This window comes from Stenotrophomonas sp. PvP093, from assembly GCF_017876915.1.
In the GTDB taxonomy this organism is placed as follows: Bacteria; Pseudomonadota; Gammaproteobacteria; order Xanthomonadales; family Xanthomonadaceae; genus Stenotrophomonas; species Stenotrophomonas muris.
This window is the reverse complement of the sequence record NZ_JAGIOX010000001.1, coordinates 279,132-299,356: the sequence shown is the minus strand read 5'-3', so window position 1 is coordinate 299,356 and position 20,225 is coordinate 279,132. Positions and strand designations below refer to the sequence as shown.

At 68.8% G+C, this 20,225-nt stretch carries 15 protein-coding genes; 3 read left to right on the top strand and 12 right to left on the bottom strand.

Going from position 1 to position 20,225, the window contains the following annotated elements; translation table 11 throughout:
- Positions 1–2: 2 nt before the first annotated feature.
- Positions 3–1,985: a M56 family metallopeptidase gene (locus J3A72_RS01385; protein WP_075075915.1), complete on the top strand. Its 1,983-nt coding sequence runs from the start codon at positions 3–5 to the stop codon at positions 1,983–1,985.
- 67 nt (positions 1,986–2,052) lie between these two features.
- Here J3A72_RS01385 and J3A72_RS01380 read toward each other — a convergent pair whose 3' ends face one another.
- From J3A72_RS01380 to J3A72_RS01370, 3 genes are all read right to left on the bottom strand, one after another.
- Positions 2,053–2,367 carry an I78 family peptidase inhibitor gene (locus J3A72_RS01380; protein WP_057499995.1) on the bottom strand — a complete coding sequence of 105 codons (315 nt, stop codon included), beginning with the start codon at positions 2,365–2,367 and terminating at the stop codon, positions 2,053–2,055.
- 66 nt (positions 2,368–2,433) lie between these two features.
- Positions 2,434–3,456 (bottom strand): ribonuclease H-like domain-containing protein, encoded by a 1,023-nt coding sequence (locus J3A72_RS01375; RefSeq protein WP_075075914.1) that lies wholly within the window; start codon positions 3,454–3,456, stop codon positions 2,434–2,436.
- Complete coding sequence (locus J3A72_RS01370; protein ID WP_057499997.1) at positions 3,453–5,942, bottom strand: DEAD/DEAH box helicase; 2,490 nt, start codon at positions 5,940–5,942, stop codon at positions 3,453–3,455. Before J3A72_RS01370 ends, J3A72_RS01375 begins: the two co-directional genes overlap by 4 nt.
- A 212-nt stretch (positions 5,943–6,154) precedes the next feature.
- Here J3A72_RS01370 and J3A72_RS01365 point away from each other — a divergent pair, with 212 nt between their 5' ends.
- Entirely contained in the window at positions 6,155–6,673 is a 519-nt protein-coding gene (locus tag J3A72_RS01365; RefSeq protein ID WP_075075913.1) for a hypothetical protein, read from the top strand.
- Between the two features lie 40 nt (positions 6,674–6,713).
- Positions 6,714–7,388, top strand: coding sequence for a hypothetical protein (locus J3A72_RS01360; RefSeq protein WP_075075912.1), 675 nt, complete (start codon positions 6,714–6,716; stop codon positions 7,386–7,388).
- A gap of 59 nt (positions 7,389–7,447) precedes the next feature.
- Here the strand turns inward: J3A72_RS01360 and J3A72_RS01355 are convergent, their stop codons facing one another.
- The 9 genes from J3A72_RS01355 to J3A72_RS01315 are packed head-to-tail and all read right to left on the bottom strand — an operon-like array spanning position 7,448 to position 19,799.
- Entirely contained in the window at positions 7,448–9,256 is a 1,809-nt protein-coding gene (locus J3A72_RS01355) for a hypothetical protein (protein ID WP_075075911.1), read from the bottom strand.
- Positions 9,253–11,421: a hypothetical protein gene (locus J3A72_RS01350; protein WP_075075910.1), complete on the bottom strand. Its 2,169-nt coding sequence runs from the start codon at positions 11,419–11,421 to the stop codon at positions 9,253–9,255. The genes J3A72_RS01355 and J3A72_RS01350 overlap by 4 nt, the downstream gene beginning before the upstream one ends.
- Positions 11,418–12,539 (bottom strand): BatA domain-containing protein, encoded by a 1,122-nt coding sequence (locus J3A72_RS01345; RefSeq protein WP_075075909.1) that lies wholly within the window; start codon positions 12,537–12,539, stop codon positions 11,418–11,420. The genes J3A72_RS01350 and J3A72_RS01345 overlap by 4 nt, the downstream gene beginning before the upstream one ends.
- Complete coding sequence (locus tag J3A72_RS01340; RefSeq protein ID WP_209571762.1) at positions 12,536–13,432, bottom strand: DUF58 domain-containing protein; 897 nt, start codon at positions 13,430–13,432, stop codon at positions 12,536–12,538. Before J3A72_RS01340 ends, J3A72_RS01345 begins: the two co-directional genes overlap by 4 nt.
- A gap of 7 nt (positions 13,433–13,439) precedes the next feature.
- Positions 13,440–14,423, bottom strand: a complete 984-nt coding sequence (locus tag J3A72_RS01335) for a MoxR family ATPase (RefSeq protein WP_075075908.1) — start codon at positions 14,421–14,423, stop codon at positions 13,440–13,442.
- Between the two features lie 16 nt (positions 14,424–14,439).
- A complete protein-coding gene (locus J3A72_RS01330) occupies positions 14,440–15,147 on the bottom strand; it encodes a DUF4159 domain-containing protein (protein ID WP_075075907.1) in 708 nt (235 codons plus the stop codon).
- Entirely contained in the window at positions 15,147–16,481 is a 1,335-nt protein-coding gene (locus tag J3A72_RS01325; protein ID WP_014645476.1) for a TldD/PmbA family protein, read from the bottom strand. The genes J3A72_RS01330 and J3A72_RS01325 overlap by 1 nt, the downstream gene beginning before the upstream one ends.
- Before the next feature lie 21 nt (positions 16,482–16,502).
- Positions 16,503–18,137: a TldD/PmbA family protein gene (locus J3A72_RS01320; RefSeq protein ID WP_014645477.1), complete on the bottom strand. Its 1,635-nt coding sequence runs from the start codon at positions 18,135–18,137 to the stop codon at positions 16,503–16,505.
- Between the two features lie 30 nt (positions 18,138–18,167).
- A complete protein-coding gene (locus J3A72_RS01315; RefSeq protein ID WP_075075906.1) occupies positions 18,168–19,799 on the bottom strand; it encodes a TldD/PmbA family protein in 1,632 nt (543 codons plus the stop codon).
- Positions 19,800–20,225 lie beyond the last annotated feature (426 nt).

Sequence of the window (20,225 nt, the reverse complement as noted above, 5' to 3'; positions counted from 1 at the left end):
CCATGGACACCACGATGCTGATCCCGATGCTGGAACGGCTGGGCTGGACCAGCCTGCAGACCGTGCTGCTGGTGGCGCTGGTCTACGTGCTGTGCCGCGCGCTGCCGACACTGTCGGCGGCTACCCGCTGCCGCCTGTGGTGGCTGGTCTCGCTGCAGGCCGTGCTCGGCCTGTTCTGGAGCCAGCCGTTGCAGTTGGCCTGGCTGCCGGCACCGCAGGCGGTGGCGATGACCGCCACTGACGTTGCCGCTGATCTGGTCTACCCACTGGCGCCGGAAGCCTCGGCGCAGCTGCTGGCGACAATGCCGATGACTGCACCGGACGTGCCGGCAGTGGCGTGGTGGGCCGTCGCGTTGGCTGCGCTATGGGCATCGGGCGTGCTGCTGATGGCCCTGCGCACTTTCGGTGAGTGGCGCCGCTGCCGGGCGCTGCTGGCCGCCGCCTATCCCTGCGAGGACGAGGCGCTGGTGCAGGCCCTGCAGCTGGCTTCCGACGCACACGGCGTGCGCCCTGCACCGCGGCTGTGGATGAGCACGCAGGTGGACTCGCCGCAGCTGGTCGGGCCGTTCCGCCCGGTGCTGCTGCTGCCGGCCGGCGACAATGCCCTGCAGGGCGATGCGCTGGACCTGTCACTGACCCACGAACTGCAGCATCTGCAGCGTCGCGACCTGCAGTGGGGCCTGCTGCCCGCACTGGCGCAGCACCTGTTCTTCTTCCATCCGCTGCTGCGCCTGTCGGTGCGCGAATACGCCCAGGCCCGGGAGGAAGCGGTGGATGCGGCGGTGGTCGGCCAGCATGGCGCGAGCCGCCAGGCCTATGGCCGCCTGCTGCTGCAGCTGGGCGTGGCCCCGCAGCCGCACCTGGGTGTGGCCAGTGCCGCACCGAGCACCGCCAGCCTCAAGCGTCGCCTGCTCTCGCTGCAGTCGCGCCGGTCCCGCCCGCGCCTGTTGGCGGTGGCCCTGACGGCCATCGTGGTGGTGGTGGGCGTGGCACCGATGCGGCTGGTCGCAGCGCCAGTGCCGCCGGCGCCGCCCGCGCCTCCTGCGGCACCGACCGCCGTGGTGCCCGCGCCGCCGAAGGCTCCGCCTGCACCCCCGTCGTCCGCGCAAGTGCCAGCCGTGCCTGTGGAGCCGGCACCCCCCGCCGAACCGGCCGATGTCGAAGAACCGTCCGGTCCTGACGATGCCGACGTGGCCTACGTCGACGATGCCGCTGGCAGGGATGAGGACCATGACGACACGACGTCCACCACCACGTCCATCACCACTTACGGTCGCCTTGATCTGGGCAAGTCGCCGCGGGAGGCCTACGTGCTGGTCGATGGTGATTCGACCTTCGCCAACGGTGGCATCGACGACGTTACGGTGGCCCGCAGGCAGCTCGGCAAGGGCCCGGCGCTGTGGTTCCGCCAGGGCGACAAGCGCTATGTGGTGCGCGACCCGATGCTGATCCAATCCCTGCAGCGTGCCTACAGCGGCGCCGCAGACCTGGGGCGCCAGCAGAGCGAACTGGGCCGCCAGCAGAGCGCGTTGGGTCGCCAGCAGGGCGAACTCGGCAAGCAGATGGGTGAGATGGGGCGTCTGCAGGGCGAGGAGTCACGCCGCATCGCACTGGCCGCCGCCGAGGTAGCGCGCAGCGCGATGGCCGCCCACGACATCAACCGTGAGGCGGCTGCGGAAGCGGCGAAGGCTGCGCGCGGTGCAACCAGCGACGTGGCCGTTGCGCGTGAGGCCGCCCGCGAGGCCGCCGCCGAGGCACGTCGTGCGATGCAGGACGCCCGCAGCGAGGCCGCGCAGTCCGGCCGCACCCGTGACATGCAGCGTCTGGCCAGCCAGCAGTCTGAACTGGCCAGCCGCCAGGCGGCACTGGGCAGCAAGCAGGCCGCGCTGGGCGAGCGCCAGGCACGCGTGCATGCGCAGGCATCGCAGCAGGCACAGCAGGTGATCGCGCGCGCACTGGCCAGCGGCAAGGCCGAGCAACTCTGATCGGTAGTGCCGGCCGCTGGCCGGCGATGTGGGGTGCCGGCCAGTAGCCGGCACTACCTTGGGTCGATCAACCGCAGCTGGCGCGCTCTATCCGGTTCTGCGCGTCCACCTGCACGGTCACCCGGTCCTGGCGAAAGTCCATGGTCACTGCCATGCCCGGCTTGACCACCCGAGCACCGCGCGCGCCGCTGTCGGCCACCAGCTTCTTGATCGTGGCTTCGTCGGCAGTCTTGCCGGTGAAGGCGTCCAGCGCTTCCGGCCTGCATTCGTGCGCGGTTTCGGCCACGGGCGCCGGTGCGGGATCATGGGTGGTGCTGCTGCCGGCATGACTGCAGGCGGCCAAGGGCAGGATGGCGAGCAGGGCCAGGGGATTGAGGCGCATCGTCGGGCTCCAGGCATGGATGGTGGCGGCAGTGTCACCGCTGCCACCGTCAGGCCGCGTCAACGCCTACGGCCCGACCAGTGCCAGCGTCTCGCGCTCGCGTTGCTCCTCGCGTACCAGCCGTTGCAGCAGCAGGGCCAGGGTCACTACGTCCTGGTGGTTGTGGTCAGCGACCCGGCGCAGATTCACGGCGTCGCCGCCACGCAGGAAGCGCAGCCATGCGCCCGGCGCCTCCGAGCCCGGCAGGTCGTCCTCGCGCACCACGCGCAGCAGCTGGCGTTCGATGGTGGACAGCTTGCAGTTCTCCCACGTGCCGCGATAGCGGCGGCGGGTCGGATAGAGCAGGTCGACGTGATCCAGTGCGGTGATCGGGCAACGCTGGCGGGCCAGCCGATAACGCGCCTTCAGCAGGGGCGCATCGTAGCTGCGGCCGTTGTAGCTGCAGAACACGGTGGACGGCTGCAGCCAGCTGGCGAAGGTGGCGAGCATCGCGTCCTCGGCGGCCATCGTCGACATCAGCAGTTGGCGGATGCGCAGGCCTTCGCCGCGCTGCGGGCAGGCGTGCCAGTCGGCGGCACCGATCATGAAGGCGCGGGTGCCGGTACCGCCGGCCAGGCCGGTGGTTTCGGTATCGAAGAACAGCAGGTCGCGCGCGGCCACGTGCTGGCCTTCGCGCTTGGCGAAGGCCAATGACAGCGGGGCGATCGGGATCGGTTGCGGCTGCAGCGACTCGATCAGGAACAGGCCCGGCGTGATCTCCTCGCCGGGCAGCTGGCGATCCTGTGCACTGGCGCGTGCCGGCGCGGCTCCACCGCGCGAACGCAGGCCGAGCAGGCGATGCAGGCTGCCCACTTCCGGCCGCCGCAGCGGTGCGGATGCCGGTGCGGGGGCTGCAGCGCCGGTCGGCTTGTGGCGGATTTCCTGTTCGACCCAGGCGAACACCGAACGCTCGGCCGGTGGTTGCCGCGCATCGTTGGCGGCCACGGGTGGCAGTGGCGCAGGGGGCACGTCCGGCGCGGCCGGTGTGCTCGCCTTCGGGTCGCCGGCCTGCCTGCGCAGCAGGCGCAGCTTGTCCAGGCTCAGGCTCACGGTGCCATCAGCTCCATCGGCTCGCGCGTGGTCACCACCACGTCGCGCACGTGATGGCAGGCCTCTGCATCGAACAGGTCCAGCACGCGCAGCGCCAGCGCGCGCGGCGAGGTCTCATCTTCCTCCTGTGCGGCCAGCACCGGGCCCACGCAGGCCGGGCAGCCGGCCTTGCAGTCGCAGCGCTGCACCAGTTCACGCGCGCGCTGCACCAGTTCGGCCTGGCGCTGCCACAACGGCTCGCTGAGGCCGACGCCACCGGGGAAGTTGTCGTACAGGTACACGGTGGGCACGAATTCCTGCAGCAGCTCCACCACACCGGGATCTCCCTCGCTGCCACGCAGCTGGCCACGGCCGCTCTGGTCGGCGATCGCGAACCAGGAACCATCGCCGTTACCCACCGACTTCTGCAGGTCGCGCGCATCGGCCATCACCGCCACGGTGGCGACGATGTGCAGCGCATACGCCGCACCGAGGAAGCCGTCCAGCGCATCCTGCTTGCTGGCGAACGCGCGCAGCAGCAGCGCCTGCGGCAGCTGCCACCACACCGCAGTGGTGTGCAGTTCCTGGTCGGGCAGGTTCACCGGCCCGTAGCCGATGTTCTCGTGGGTGTAGTAGCGGATCTTCTTGTAGCCGGCCACGCGGCGTACCACGTGCACTTCGCCATGGTGTGAATCACCCCGGCCGGCCACGCCGCCATCGAAACGGTCCAGCACCTTGAGCTTGGTGAAGTCGATGCTGTCGGTGTAGTAATCCACATGCGTGCGGGTGACGTAGGCCTTGCGGCCGTCCCAGTCCAGCGTCTCCACCTGGTACGGCGTGGACTGCACCATGTGGATGGCGCCTTCGTACAGGGTGAGCGCGGCGGCCGAATAATCGACCTCGGCGATGATCTGCTGGCGGCCATCGCTGCGGTCGACCACCACGAAGTTGCCGTCGGCCACCGCACGCAGGCTGACCGCATTGGCCGGATAGCTGTCGGCGATCCATTCCCAGCGTTCGCCTTCGCGGTGGATCACTTCGGTTTCGGCCAGCGCTTCCAGGAACACTTCCGGATCGATCGGGCCGAAGCCATCGCCGACCCGGAACGGCAGCTCGAAGGCCGCGCAGCGGATGTGGTCGAACAGGATCAACGGTTGGTCGGGCGCGATGCGTGCGTGTTCCGGCGACGCCTCGGCGAAGAAGTCCGGATGGCGCACCACGTACTGGTCCAGCGGCTGCGAGCTGGCCACCATCACCCCGAGTGCGGGCTGCTGGCGGCGACCGGCGCGGCCGAAGCGCTGCCAGGTGGCGGCCACGCTGCCCGGGTAGCCATTGAGGATCACCACGTCCAGGCTGCCGATATCCACGCCCAGTTCCAGCGCCGAGGTGCTGACGATGCCATCGATGTTGCCCGCGCGCATCGCACGCTCGGTCTCGCGGCGTTCGGTGGGCAGGTAGCCACCGCGGTAGGCGCGGATGCGCGGCGGCTTGCGCGGGTCGTGGTCGAAGATGTCCTTCAGGTACTTGGTCAGCACTTCAACCATCAACCGCGTTTGTGCGAACACCAGGGTCTTCAGCCCCGATTTGATCGCGATGCGGGCGATGCGGTTGCTCTGCGAGCGTGCCGAGGCACGTAGGCCGAGGTCCGGATTGATTACCGGCGGGTTCCACAGCAGCACCTGCTTCGGCCCGCTGGGCGCACCGGATTCGGTGATGGCGGTAACCGGCGCCTCGATCAGCGCCTCGGCATGCGCCTGCGGGTTGCCGATGGTGGCCGAGCACAGGATGAACTGCGGTTGCACGCCGTAGAACGCGCAGATGCGCTTGAGCCGGCGCAGCACGTTGGTGACGTGACTGCCGAACACGCCGCGGTAGGTATGCACTTCGTCGATGACGATGTAGCGCAGGTTCTCGAAGAACTGCGCCCATTTGGTGTGATGCGGCAGGATCGCCTGGTGCAGCATGTCCGGGTTGGACACCACGATATCGCCGTGCAGGCGGATCGCCTGGCGCGCATCGCCGGGGGTGTCGCCGTCGAAGGTGAAGGCCTTTACGCCCAGGTCACCGGCACGGTTGAGTTCCAGCAGCTCGGCCACCTGGTCCTGGGCCAGCGCCTTGGTCGGGAACAGGTACAGCGCCTTGGCCTTGTCCTGCATCGCAGCGCTGACCACCGGCAGGGTGTAGCACAGCGACTTGCCGCTGGCGGTGGGGGTGACGATGGCCACGTGCTCGCCGCGCTGGCTCGCCTCCCAGGCCTCGGCCTGGTGGCTGTAGAGCTGCTCGATGCCACGCGCCTTCAGCGCGGCGGCCAGGGCAGGCGGAACTGAATCGGGAATGGGCGCATAGCGGCCTTCGCGGCCGGGAATGGCAAAGCTGCCGGTGATGCGGTCCTGGTAGCGGCGCTGCAGGCGCGCGCTGAGCAGGGCGCCGTCGCGGGCGGGCAGGCCATCGCGGGTGGCGAGCTTCTGCTCGGCATCGGCGGTGCGCTTGGCGAGTTCGTAAGCCATGGAAGATGGAGCCGGGACGGATTGCGAGGGGTCACATGGCACCACACTCACGTCTCAGGATGTGAGACACCGCACACGGCGGCCGTGAACCGTTCAGTGCTCGCGTCCCGTGGCGTCGCCGCATCGCCCTTGGCTGAACAGCTGCCGGTGCAGCAACGAAATCTGAAGCCGGCATCCGTATCCTTGGGCGCTGGACGCAACCAACAGGGCGGATGGCTGTGGCACGACGTGGAACGCAGGGAGCACTCCTGGCCGGCATGCTGCTGGCCGGCATCGCGCAGGCGCAGCAGGCCGCGCCGGTGGCAGTGCCCGATCCTGCACCCGTTCCCCCTGCTGATGCCCCGGCGGCAACCACCGCGCCGATTTCCACCACCCTGCCGCAGGACAATGTCACCACCCTCGGCGAAGTGCGTGCGCTCAAGCCCGACGACGAGCCGCTGGACCTGTACCGCTTCAAGAATCCGGTGAAGTTCGGTGACAACCGCTTCAGCCGCGACTGGAGCGAACCGCCATCGCCGGAGCAGGTCAGCATGGGCGGCGGCTACATCATGATGGGCGTGGTCAAGGGCGTGCTGGCGGCGGGTCGGGGCCTGAACAAGCTCACCGGTGGCCCCGACCAGATCCAGTCCGCCATTGCCCGGCCACCGCCTGAGCTCAGTGCCGAACAGCGGCAGCGTGCGCTGCGGTTCTCCCAGCAGCAGGATGCCGGTGATGCACCGCCGGTGAAGTAGGCCGGTATATCCTGCCGGTTCCTCAACCGATAGCGCTGCCATGTTCCTGCGTTCGTTCTGCCTGCTGGCTGCATTGCTGCCCGCGTCCGCCTTTGCTGCCGGCATCGCCGGTGATGGCGCGTGCCGCAATGGCGCGTTCCCCTCCGAACAGAGCCGGTTCGCGCTGGCGCGGGTGGTCGACGCACCGCGCCTGTATCTGCTCGGCGACATGGACGGGTGCCCCGCCAAGGGCGAACCGGCCTGCCGCCAGCGCAGCTATGTGGTCAACGGCGATACGGTGGTGACCGGTCGCGACCTTGGCCGCTACCGCTGTGCGTTCTTCCCGAACAAGGTGGGTGGCAGCGCCGGCTGGGTGGACCGCAGCAAGCTGCAGCCGTTGCCGGTGGCCGTGCCAACGCTGCAGGACTGGGTGGGCCACTGGAAAGACGGCGACAACGGCCTGCGCATCACCGTGCAGGCTGGACAACTGCATGTGGATGGCGACGCCTACTGGCCTTCTGCCAACCCCACGCCGGAACAGCGCCCGTATGGCCCGAACATGGGCCAGGTGGAAGCGCGCGCGACGCCGCGTGGTGCTGATGTCGAGTTCGTCGAGGACACGTGCCGGGTGCGCGTGCACTCGCTGGGCGAGGTGCTGATCGTGGCCGACAACAGCGAATGCGGTGGCATGAACGTGCGCTTCAACGGCGTTTACCGGCGCGCGGGGAAACGCTGAAGGACGCATGACGGAGGGGGTCAGAGCCCTTTCGTGGGCGAAAGGGATCCGACCCCGGGTCAGCGCCGCCGCTCCAGCCACCACAGCAGCGAAGCGCACACCGTGAACGCCAGCCACCAGGGCCAGCGCGAGCCCGGCACGGGCTGCATCATCGCCGTGTTCGTCGGCCCGCTGACGGCCAGCGCCCGCGTGGTTGCATCGATCATCGCCTGCTGGTGCAGTGCAGGTGCGGCCTTCGGGTCGAACACATAGCGCCAGACCATGGTGTCGCCGTGCTGCAGGCGCTGCCAACCCGCCTCGCGCGGCCACCAGCCGGCGCAGCGCAGGGTCGACGTTGCGCCGTCGACGATCAGGGGCACGCTGTCTCCGCGCGCGTTGAAGACCTGCAGTGGCGCCTGCACGCCGCACAGCGCCTGCCGTTCGCCCGCCCAGCCGAGCGTCTGCGGCGACCACAGCGCATCACCGCTGCCCTGCGCACGCGCCAGCGTGGCGACTACGCTGCTCCAGAGTTCACCGTGGCGATCATCGCGCCCGGCCAGCACCCAGCGCCAGCTGTCGGTGATCGGCAGCAGGCCGATGCGACCCTTGCCGGCAGCGCGCCAGCCGCCGACGGCCTTGCCCGTCCCATCCCGCAGCAGGGCGTTGCTGCCTGGCGCCTGCAGCGCCAGTGCTTCCAGCGCGGGCAGGGGCGCACTGTGCGAGCTGCGGTCAGCCTCCTCGCCGTAGCCGGTTGGCAGCGTTCCGGCGGCGAGCGGGCCGCGTCGTGCGGCGAGGACCGCGCTGTCGCCATCGCCGGGAAGTTCGAGGGCGTGGCTGCTGCCATCGCCCTGCACCGGCAGGCCCAGATCCTGCAGGCGCTGGCGCGCGCCGGCTGCAGGTGCGCCTGCACTACGCAACAGAACGCCAAGGCCGTCGCGCAACGCCTGCCGCACGGCAGCCAGCTGGCCGGCACTCAATGCGGTCAGGCTGCGCTCGTCCAGCAGCAACAGATCGCTGCGCGCGAGTGACGCTGCATCCAGCGCGACCGCGCCATCCCCCACGCTGACACCTGCCCCGGTATCGGCCTGTACCTGCACGCGGATGCCGGTATCGGCGGCCCAGCGGCGCAGGTACTTCAGCTCCGGGCCCGGCGCACTGGCACGCACCAGCATGCGCAGCGGTGCCGCCGGCAGGGTCTGCTGCGGTACCGGCGCGCTGTCCACCACATGACCGTCGGCATCGAGCAGGCGCAGCTGGAACACGCTGCGGCCCTCGGCGCGGGCGATGCCGCTGAGCTGCACGTGACCGTCCTCGGCAACGTCCACGCGATCGACCACGCTGTCGGCGGGGTCAAGCAGTTCCGCCTTGGCCTTGGCGACGCCGCGCGCCTGTGCATGCACGTCGAAGCGTGCGCCGGGCGCGGTGTCGACGGGTGGCTGCAGCGCGATCCACCCGCGCGTCGGAGCTACCGGCTGCCAGCGCACGTCGCGTGGCAGTACCGCGTCGCGGTCACGCGCGACCAGGCCGGCACCGACCAGCGTCAGCGTGGAAGCCGGATGCTGGCGCAGCGCCGTGGCCAGGTCCGGCACGCGCTGGCCCCCAGGCACATCGGCAGCCTCCGGCAACAGCAGCCGTGGGCCTGCGCTGGCCGGCAGCGCGCCGGCCTTGTCGGCATCGATTCCCAGCACGACCAGGCCGACCGCGGGTTGCTGGCCGGTGGGCGGGACCAGGCAGAAGTACAGCAGCGTGGCAGCGATCAGCTGCAGCGCAATCACGATCCACTGGCGGCCACGACGCGCGGCATTGCCACGCAGCTGGCGCACGCTGGCGATGACCACGATCAGGGCGAGTGCCAGCGCAATCCACAGGTTCACAGCGGAGGCGTTCATGGCTGTGCCTCCAGCGCATCAAGGTACCGCTGCCCCATCGCATCGGCGGCACTGCGCCGCATCGCCTGCGGCAATGGACGCTGCAGCGCCCGCCACAGCTGCGCGCGCAGGCGCTGGCGGCAGTCGCGGCAACCGGGTTCGATGCGCAGCTGCTCGATGGCGGCAGCCAGATCGAGTGCGTCGGGCAGGTAGGCGGCATTGCGCTGCTGCCAGCTGGCGAGTGCGTCGAGGTCGGGCACGCTGGTGTCATCGCCGAGGCGCTGCCACGCTTCGACGATGGCCGGGTCGGGCGGCGTGCGTGCGGCCAGCGGCAGTTCACGGCTGGCCAGCCCAGCGCGATCGCCACCCAGACGGCGCCCTTCATCGATCGGCGGCAGCTCCGGCCCCACCCGCGCCAGATAGATGCGTTCGGCCTGCTGCACCTGCTTGATGAACCCCAGTGCCTTGTAGGCGAACGGCAGTGCCTGCTCCGGACGGCCCTGGCGCAGCTCGCCTTCGGCCGACCACATCTGGTCCAGCGCGGCCTTCAGCGTGGCGCGGGTCTGTGGGTCGAGCAGGGTCGCGGCCTCGGCATGGTCGTGGGTGTGGCCGTACTCCGACAGCACATCGGTGGCGCTGCCGAACACCGGTGGCGCATCGGCATTGGACGCCTTGCCGCCGTGGTCGTGGCCATGCGCGTCGTGCGCACCGGCCTCGGCGCCATGGTCGTGATCGTGTTCGTCGTCGTGGCTGTCTGCGGTCGGCGCATCGCTGGTGGGCAGGTCGCTGGTCGGCGGTGGCTTCGGTGCACCTTCGCTTTCTTCGCCCAGGAACTGGCCATAGCGCAGGCGCAGGATGCGCTGGTCGACACCGATCGCATCGCTGCGTTTCACGAAGTCCTCGGCGGCGAGGCTGCGTCGCTGCCGGATCAGCGCTTCGGCATCGATGATGATCTGCCGCTGGCTGCGGAAATAGGCCGGCAGGGTCTTCTTGATGCGGCCTTCCAGTTCGGCACCGAGTGCAACCTCGGCGCTGGGCAGGCGCAGGATCACGCTGCTGCTGCGCCCGGTCTGCGGTGTTGGCGCGTGGTTGTCGCGCACTTCCAGCTGGGCGATGACATCGTTGCCCGGTTGCGCGCCCAGCGCAGCCAGATCAAGCGTGTGGGCGAAACGCCGCGCGGTGGCTTCGCCGCTGCCGGCAAGCGTCACGCTGCGTTTCACGAAGGTGATGTTCTCACCGCTGCCCTGGGTGGTGGTGATCGACAGCGTTGCCTGCGCGGCTACGCCATAGTCGTCGGTGGCCTCGAAGCGCAACGACCACTGGCGTTGCCCGGGCGTGCCCAGCACCAGGCTGGCGGCCGGCTCCAGCACGCGTACGCCGGGCGCGCGGTCGGCGACCACGTCCAGACGATGCAGGTCGGTTCCGGCCAACGCCGGCTCGCTCACCACGCGGTACAGCACCGGCGTGCGCGCCACATCCTGTGCCTGCCACTGGCCATCGTGTTCGTTCAGCGGCAACCGGCGACCATCGTGGAACTGCAGCCATGCCTTGTCCGGTGCGCGATCGAAGCGCAACGACCACGACAGCCGGCTGTCGGCGGCGACCTTGGCATCCAGTGCGTTCTGGGTGAGCGTGGCTTGGCCGGTATAGGCCGGCGCGTCGATGCGCATGCGGGTGGACTGCAGGTGCAGTGGGCCCGCGGCAGCCGTGCTGCCAGGCGCCGCCGCACGGACCGGCGCGGAGCCGGGGCTGGAACGTGGCCAGCCGAATGCCAGCGCAACGATGGCCAGGCCTGCGATCCAGCACAGCGCCAATGCTCCACGCGGCCAGCGCGGACGCAGTTCCGGCATCGCGCGTTCCAGCGTGGCCAGCACATGCGCGCGCTGGCGCTGCTGCAGCGGATTGAGGGTAAGCGCATCGGCAAACAGCAGGTCGGCACTGTCCTCACTGGCGCCGCTGCCATCGAGCTGGCGCTGCAACCACTGCGGGTCTAGCTGGCGGGAGCGTGCCGTGGCGAGCGCTGCGCAGGCAAGCAGGCCGATGGTGCCGATCACGCAGGCGATATCGAAGCCCGCCAGGCGCAGCGCCAGCACCGTTGCGGCCAGCGCCCACGGCAGGCCCAGCAGCAGGGTGACGAGCGCACGGCGGCGGCGCGCGTGCTGCCAGGCGAGCTGCAGGGTGTTCATGCGGGCCCCCTGCGTCGATGACTGCTGGCCATCCAGCGTTCCAGCGCGAACAGCAGCACGATGGCCAGCAGCAACCACGGGGTGAGCTTGCGCAGCGGCGGCGTTGCCGCAGGCAGTGCTGCCTGGCGGGGGGCCTGGTCCCGGGCATCGCCGAGGCGTGGCAGCGGAGGCGGCTGCAGAGCCAGCAGCAGCGCGCGTGGCAACTGTGGATCGCGCAGCGCAGCGTTGCCTGAGGCATCCCAGTCGCCGGGCAGAGACAGCAGGACACCGTGGCCGATGCGTTGCTGCCACAGCAGCGGGGAGCCCTCGGTGTTGCGCAGCAGGATGCTGGCCTCGGCGGCAGGCTTGCCGGCAGTCACTACACGTCCGCCGTCCTGCAGCCACGCCTGCCAGTTCGCCGGCAGTGCGCCAGTGCGGCTCCACACGCCGATCTCGCCGCGTTCGGGCAGCGCATCCGCCACCAGAGGCGCGAGCGGCGCCTGCCTGCCCCACGCGCGCTGCAGTGCATTCAACCAGTGCTGGACGGCGGCCGAAGCATCGCTGTGCACGCGCAGGCGCGGCAACGTTGCGGCACTCGGTTGCTCACTCACCGGTATCGGCTGCGGACGCCACTGCACCTCGCGCGACAGCTGCAGGCGTGCGCCGTCCAGGCCGGGCAGGGGATCGGGAACGTGCACGGTCAATGCGGTGCCCGCAGGCAGCTGTGCGTCCAGTTCGCGCAGCAGGCTGGGCAGGGAAGCCGTGGACGCGGGTGGCACTTGATCAATGGCCGGGAAGCCGGGCGCCAGCCAATGCCAGTTGCCCGCTTCGGCGGTGCCGCGTAGTGCGGTCGCGTCCAGCCCTGGGGCTACGACCGTCCACGCAGTGGGGGCTGGCGCAGGCCCGGTCAATGCAGGTCGTGCCAGCAGCAAGGCCAACGCGGCAAGCAACAGCAGGCGCACCAGCAGCAACGGCCAGTCATCGAAGCGGATGCGCTGGCGCGGCCGGATCTGTGCACGCAGCCAGCGCAGCGCGGCGAAATCCAGCGGTGTGTACGGATGGCGGCGGGCGAGGTGGATCAGCAGCGGCAGCAACCCTGCAGCGAGCGCGGCCAGGCCCAACGGGAACAGCAGGGTCATGCGCCGCCCCTGCGGCCAAACAGTGCCTGCAGTGGTTGGTCCAGCGGTTGGTCGAGCCAGCCAGTGGCACTGGCGATGCCGCTGGCCTGCAGGCGCGACTGCAATGCGTTGCGTGCGTCAGCGAAGCGTTGCAGGTAGTCGGTGCGGATCGCCGCGCCATCGCCCAGCAGTTCCTCGCCGGTCTCCGGATCGCGGAAGCGATGGCCTGCGTCGAAGGGAAAGTCACGCTCGTCGGCGGTTAGGATCTGCAGCAGTGCCACTTCGCGGCGTGCGCTGGCCAGTTGTTCCAGCAGCACAATGCCGGCCTCGTCAAAACCGTCGCCGATCGCCAGCAGCAGGTCGCCCGGGCGCACGCGCTCCCACAGCGGGCGCAGGCGATCGGCCACAGGCCAGCCGCCACGCGCCTGCAGCGCATGCAGTTGCAGGTGCACGCGATCACGCTGGCGTGCGCCGTTCGCTGCGGGCACCAACTGCAGTCCATCGCCATTGATCGCCAGCAGGCCGAAACGGTCGCCCTGCTGCAGGGCCAGTTCCACCACGCAGGCGGCCACACCGCGCATGTGGTCCAGGCGGGTGCGCTGCGGTGCCGCGCGATCGGCCTGGCCGGCCGAGGCGGTGGCATCAAGCAGCAGCCAGACCGTGATCGGGCTTTCGCGTTCGGATTCGCGCACGAAGAAGCGGTCCGAGCGTGCATACAGCTTCCAGTCGATCTGGCGCAGCTCATCGCCTGGTTCGTAGGCACGGTACTTGGCGAATTCGAGGCCGGCACCGCGGCTGCGGCTGGCGTGCTGGCCGATGCCACTGGCGCCACTGGCCAGGCGTGGCCGCACGCGGAGCGTGCGCAGGCGCGCACGCAGTTCCGGTGGCAAGGTCAGCGGGGTACCGGCGTTCACGCGTGGCTCAACCCGGGAACGGCACAGCCTGCAGCAGGGCGGCGACCACGTCGTCGGCACGCTTCTGCTCGGCCTCGGCGGCGAACGACAGCAGCAGGCGATGGCGCATCACCGGCGCGGCCAGCGCCTGCACATCCTCGCGGGTGGCGGCAAAGCGGCCCTGCAGCAATGCGCGCGCTTTTGCCGCCAGCACCAGCGACTGCCCGGCGCGCGGACCCGCGCCCCACTTCACCCACTGGTTGATCGCGGCGGGTGCGCCTTCGCCTGGGCGGCTGGCGCGCACCAGGCGGGTGATCCAGGCCAGCACATCCGGGCTGACATGCACTAGGCGTACGGCGGCCTGCAGCGCGATCACCGCCTCTGCATCCATCACCTTCGGCACCGCGTCGTTGGCGCCGCCGGTGGTCTGTTCCAGGATCTGCCGCTCCTCGTCCTCGCTGGGGTAATCCACCAGCACGTGCAGCAGGAAGCGGTCCAGCTGCGCTTCCGGCAGCGGGTAAGTACCCGCCTGCTCGATCGGGTTCTGTGTGGCCAGCACGAAGAACGGCGCCGGCAGTGCGTAGGTGGTGCCGGCGTAGCTGACCGTGCGTTCCTGCATCGCTTCCAGCAGTGCGGCCTGGGTCTTGGGCGGGGTGCGGTTGAGTTCGTCTGCCAACAGCAGGTGGGTGAAGATCGGGCCCTGCTGGAAACGGAAATGGCGATGGCCGGTGCCGTGGTCTTCCTCCAGCAGTTCGGTGCCGAGGATGTCGCTGGGCATCAGGTCGGGGGTGAACTGCACGCGCCGGAACTGCAGTTCCAGCGCCTGCCCGAGCGAGCGCACCAGCAGGGTTTTGCCGAGCCCGGGCGCGCCTTCCAGCAGGCAGTGGCCGCCGGCCAGCAGGCCGATCAGCAGCTGCTCGACCACGGTGTGCTGGCCCACCACGGCGCGTGCAAGCGCGGCGCGCAGCGCATCCAGGCGTGGCAACAGGGAATCGAGGTCGGGGGAAGTCATGGGCGTGCCGGTCCTATCAATTGTTCAACGCGTACATCACGATGTTGACGCCGAAGCGGGTGTTGTCTTCGGCCAGGAAACGCTTGTTGCGCCAGTCGTAGTCCCACTCGCAGCCGTAGTCCTTGTTGCTGTAGAGCAGCCCCAGGCGGCCATCGATCTCGATGCCCTTCAGGTAGTCGTGCACCAGGTCGTCGCCCCAGCCGTTGAGTTCGAAGCTGGTGGCCGGCGGGCCATCGGGGAAACGGAAGAAGCTGCGGTACAGCGGGTGGCTGTTGGGCAGCTTCTGCAGTGCCCTGGGACCAAACAGGCGGCCCATCTGTGCCTCGAACGAGGTGGCGAACAGCCCATCGATATCGTGGTTGCAGTCGTCGACGAAGACGAAGCCACCATTGCGCACATAGCGCACGAAGTTCTGCCGCTCGGCGGCATTGAACTCCACCAGCGTGTGGCCGGCCAGGTAGCAGAACGGCGCTTCCAGCATGCGCGGGTCGGCCAGTGCCACCACGTGCTCCTGCGGGTCCACGCGCAGCGAGGTGTAGTCGATCAGCGAGGTGATCAGGTTGGACGGCATGCGCGCGTCCACGTCCCAGTCACCGGAGTCGTACTGCAGGCGGGTGAACCAGAAGTCGTAGCGCGAACTGCGCGGGCCTGCCTCTGCCCAGGCCGGCAGCGCCGCCGCCGAAGCGGCAGCGGCCAACCAGCGCAGGCAGGCCCGGCGATCCATCAGACGGCGTCGGACAGCGAGGTGAAGGTGAAATCGCGCAGCTTCATCGGCGGGATCATCATCACGTAGCTGGACTCATCACCGGCCACACGCACCGGCTTGCCCAGCTCTTCGATGTTGTTGAGCATGATCACCGGCGACTCGTTGAAGCGGAAGTTCTTCACCGGGTGCTTGATCTGGCCGTTCTCGATGTAGAAGGTGCCGTCGCGGGTGAGGCCGGTCAGCAGCACCGTCTGCGGATCGACCATGCGGATGTACCAGGTACGCGTGACCAGGATGCCCTTCTGGGTGCCACGCACCAGCTCGGCGGTGCTTTTGTCGCCACCGCTCATCAGCAGGTTGCCCGGCGAGGCCTTGGCGGTCTTGCCCTGCTTCTGCGCCCAGAAGCGCGAGTAGTCCAGGTTGGCGATCTTGCCGTTCTCGATGATGGCCATGCGCTCGCGCGGCAGGCCTTCGTTGTCCCACGGCAGCACCGGTGCGTCCGGATGCCACGGATCGGCGATCATGGTCACGCGCGGGTCGTAGACCTGCTCGCCCAGCTTGTTGCCACCACCCTTCTTCGACAGGAAGCTGCGGCCTTCATCGGCCGAGCGCGCACTGAAGAAGTTCATCATGAAGCTGATCAGGCCTGCCGCTGCGGCCGGCTCCAGGATCACCGTGTACTTGCCCGGTTCCAGCGCCTTGGCTTCGGCCGACTCGGTGGCCTTGCGCATGGCGATGCGGATGTCCTGGTCGGCCTTGAAGTCGGCCGCATCCTTCAGGTTGCGGCCGACCCAGCCAGAGCCGCGGCCATCTTCAGTGCGCACAGTGCAGGTGTAATCGAAGTTGGTGGTGCGCTGGTAGGCGAAGTTGCCGTTGCTGTTGGCGGTGGCCTGGAAGCCCTGGCCATCCTCGAGGAAGCCGGCGGCGATCAGGCCGTGACCACGGCACGGGGCGATCGAATCGGCGGCGACCTTGGCACGGAACGCCGGATCGATGGCAGCAGTGGATTCGCTGAAGGTGGGGCTGGCGCGGTAGCTCTGCTTGCCGATGGCCGGCATGAACTCCGGGTTCTCCGGGGCCAGGCGGGCCAGGTCTTCGGCACGGCGCACCACGCGTTCCAGCGCGGCATCGTCGAACTCGTTGATCGAGGCGGTGCCGACGCGCTTGCCGAAGGCGACGGTGACTGCCAGTTCGGTGTTGTCGACGATGCCACTGGTGGAGACATTGTTCAGCGCGAAGCGGATGTTGCCGCTGATCGCGCCGGCCAGCACGGCGGTGCACTCGTCGGCCTTGGACAGGGCGATGACCTTGTCGAGGATGGCCTTGGCCTGGGCTTCGGTGAAGATACTCATGGTGTAAGGGCTCCTGACCGGTCAGCCGAGGCTGCGTGCGGTGTTGATGACGTTGATGCCGTTGAAGCGCGCGGTGGACGAGCCGTGCGAGACCGCCGAGACCTGTCCCGGCTGGCCCTTGCCGTCGAAGAACGAACCGCCCAGGCGGTAGTCGCGTTCGTCGGCCACGGCGGTGCAGGCGTTCCAGAACTCCGGCGTGCGGATCTGGTAAGCCACGTCTTCCAGCATGCGGGTGATCTGGCCGTTCTTGATCTCGTAGAACAGCTGGCCGCCGAACTGCGCGTTGTAGCGCTGCTGGTCGATCGAGAACGAGCCATCACCGATGATGTAGATGCCGTTCTCCACGTCCTTGATCAGGTCCGGCACGCTCAGCGGCGTCTTGCCCGGTGCCATCGACACGTTGGCCATGCGCTGGAACTGCACGCTGGACCACGAGTCGGCATAGCAGCAGCCGTCGGACTCGGTCTTGCCGAGGATGTGGGCCTGGTCGCGGATGGTCTGGTAGTCCACCAGCTTGCCGTTGCTGATCAGGTCCCAGCGCTTGCACTTCACGCCTTCATCGTCGTATGCCACCGCGCCGAGGCTGCCGGGCTGGGTCTTGTCGGCGAAGATGTTGACCAGCTCGCTGCCGTACTGGAAATGCTGTTCGCGCTTGTCCAGGGTGGCGAAGCTGGTGCCGGCGTAGTTGGCTTCGTAGCCGAGCACGCGGTCCAGTTCCAGCGGGTGGCCGATCGACTCGTGGATGGTCAGCCAGGTATGCGACGGATCGAGCACCAGATCGTACTTGCCCGGCTTCACCGACGGGGCCTTCAGCTTTTCCTGCGCCTGCCGGGCGGCGGCGATGGCGTCTTCCTTCATGTCGTAGGAAGAACTGTAGTTGACCACGCCATTCGGGCTGACCACCTTGCCGGCGGCGGCGCCGTCCAGGTACTCGTAGCCCAGGCCCATCGGCGAGGACAGGCCCGAACGGGTGCGGAACTTGCCGCTGCTCTTGTCGATGGCGGTGACCGTCATCGGCGCCCAGATGCGGTGCACGTCCTGGTCGATATAGGAACCATCGGTGGAAGCAAAGTACTTCTGCTCGTTGACCAGGAACAGCATCGAGTTGACGAAGCTGGCACCAGCGCCCATTGCGGCAGCGTTGACGTCCAGCAGCAGGCCGACCTTGTCCTTGATCGGCACCTCCATCGCATTCTTGCGGATCGGCGTGCGCCAGCTCACTTCACCCACGCCCGGCGCCTTGGCCAGCTGCACCGGTGCGGTCTGCACGCCGGCATTGGCCTTGGCGATGGCCGCCGCCTGCTGCGCGGCCCTGGCCACGTCGGCGGTACCCAGTGCGTTGGTGGCGGCGAAGCCCCAGGCGCCGTTGACGATCACGCGGATGCCCACGCCGGTGGACTCGGTGTTCACCACGTTCTGTACCTTGTCCTCGCGGGTGATCACGAACTGCCGCAGGTAGCGGCCGATGCGCACGTCGCAGTAGGTGGCACCGGCGCTGCGCGCCGCCTGCAGCGCCGCGTCGGCCAGGCGCTTCTTCAATGCCGGGTCGAGGCTGGACTGCAGCTGCTCGGCGGCGATCACCTTGCCGAAGAAGGAGGGCACGATCAGCCCGCCCGCGGTAAGCCCGGTCAGGGCCAGGAAGTCACGTCTTTGCAAGGCTGCTCTCCATGTCGAAGGATGGGTGGCTCAAGCGCCGAGACTGCGCGCGGTGTTGATGATGTTGATGCCGTTGAAGCGGGTGGTGGACGAACCGTGCGAGACCGCCGAGACCTGGCCGGGCTGGCCCTTGCCGTCGAAGAACGAACCGCCCAGGCGGAAATCGCGTTCATCGCAGATGGCCGTGCAGGCATTCCAGAATTCCGGCGTGCGGATCTGGTAGGCCGCATCCTCGACCATGCCGGCGATCTTTCCGTCCTTGATCTGGTAGTACAGCTGGCCACCGAACTGCGCGTTGTAGCGCTGCTGGTCGATCGAGTACGACCCCCGGCCGTGGATGTAGATACCGTTCTCCACGTCCTTGATCATGTCCTCGACGCTGAGCGGCTGCTTGCCCGGCGCCAGCGAGACATTGGCCATGCGCTGGAACTGCACGCTGGACCAGGAATCGGCGTAGCTGCAGCCATGCGATGCATCGCGGCCGAGGATATGGGCTTCATCGCGGGTGGCCTGGTAATCGACCAGGATGCCGTCGCGCACCAGGTCCCAGCGCTGGGTCTTGACGCCCTCGTCGTCGTAGCCGACCGCACCGAGGCTGCCCGGCTGGGTCTTGTCGGCGAAGAAGGTGACGATGTCGCTGCCCCAGCGGAAACCCGCATCGCGCTTGTCCAGCGTGGCGAAGCTGGTGCCGGCGTAGTTGGCTTCGTAGCCGAGCACGCGGTCCAGCTCCAGCGGGTGGCCGACGTTCTCGTGGATGGTCAGGAACAGGTTGGACGGGTCCAGCACCAGGTCGTACTTGCCGGGCTTCACCGACGGCGCCTTCAGTTTCTCGCGCGCGTGGCGGGCGGCCGCAATGGCGTCCTCGACCGGGTCGTAGGAATCGCGGTAGGCGGTGATGCCACCGGGCAGGTGCACCTTGCCGCGCGCATCGCCATCGAGGAACTCATAGCCCATGCCCATCGGCGAGGACAGGCCGGCGCGGGTGCGGAACCTGCCGCTGGCCTTGTCGATGGCGGTGGCGGTGAACGGCAGCCAGATGCGATGGATGTCCTGGTCGATGAACGAGCCATCGCTGGAGGCGAAGTACTTCTGTTCGTTGACCAGGAACAGGGTGGAATTGATGTAGTCGGCGCCCGCATCCAGCGCGGCGGCATTGAGGGCCAGCAGCAGTTCGACCTTGTCCTGGATCGGCACCGCCATCGCGTTCCTGCGGACCGGGGTCTGCCAGCGCACCTCCCCGACCGGCGGCGTCGGCGCCAGCTGCACCGGCCGGGTCTGGATGCTGGCGTTGGCGCGGGCGATCGCGGCGGCCTGCTCCACCGCCGCGCGGACCGCGGCCTCGGTCTGCTGGTGGGTGGCGGCGAAGCCCCAGGCCCCGTTGACGATCACCCGCACGCCCACGCCGGACGATTCGCGGTTGGTCACATTGCCGACCTGATGCTCGCGGGTGATGACCGACTGGTTGAGGTAGCGGCCGATGCGCACATCGCAGTAGCTGGCCTTGGCCGTGCGTGCGGTGGCCAGCGCCACGTCCGCCAGGCGCCTGCGCTGGAGGGTGTCGACCGGGGCGAGCAGTTGCTCGGCGGCGATGGCACGGTAATGCGGCAGCAGCAGGCCCGCCAGGCCCAGACCGGAAAAAGCCAGGAACTCACGTCGTTGCACAGCGTTTCTCTCTCTCGCTTGCGTGCGGCCGGCAACGGGCCGAGCCGATCACGTCAACCACTCGACTTTCGCCAGCGCGGGGCATCCGGGCAAGTGACTGCAGTCATGGTTGGGGGTGTTTCGGCAGGGCTTGCAGCCCTGCACCTGCTCAGAGCCGGAGCAACAGCCACAGCAACAGCGGGCTTGCTGAGGGATGGCGGGGCGGTGTGGGTGGGCAGGACACGCCGTTAACCCCCCTCCGGGGTCCGGCCCAGCCGCTGGCGGCTGTGCGTTCGGGCGCTTGCGAAGCAGTGCTTCGCAAGCAAAGCGCCCTCACCCATGGGGGCTCGATGGCGTCATCCATGGCGCCAACGGTCCTGCCCACCCACACCGCCCCGCCTCTGACAGATTCCGTGCGCTGCTGGTAGGTGTCGACCTTGGTCGACA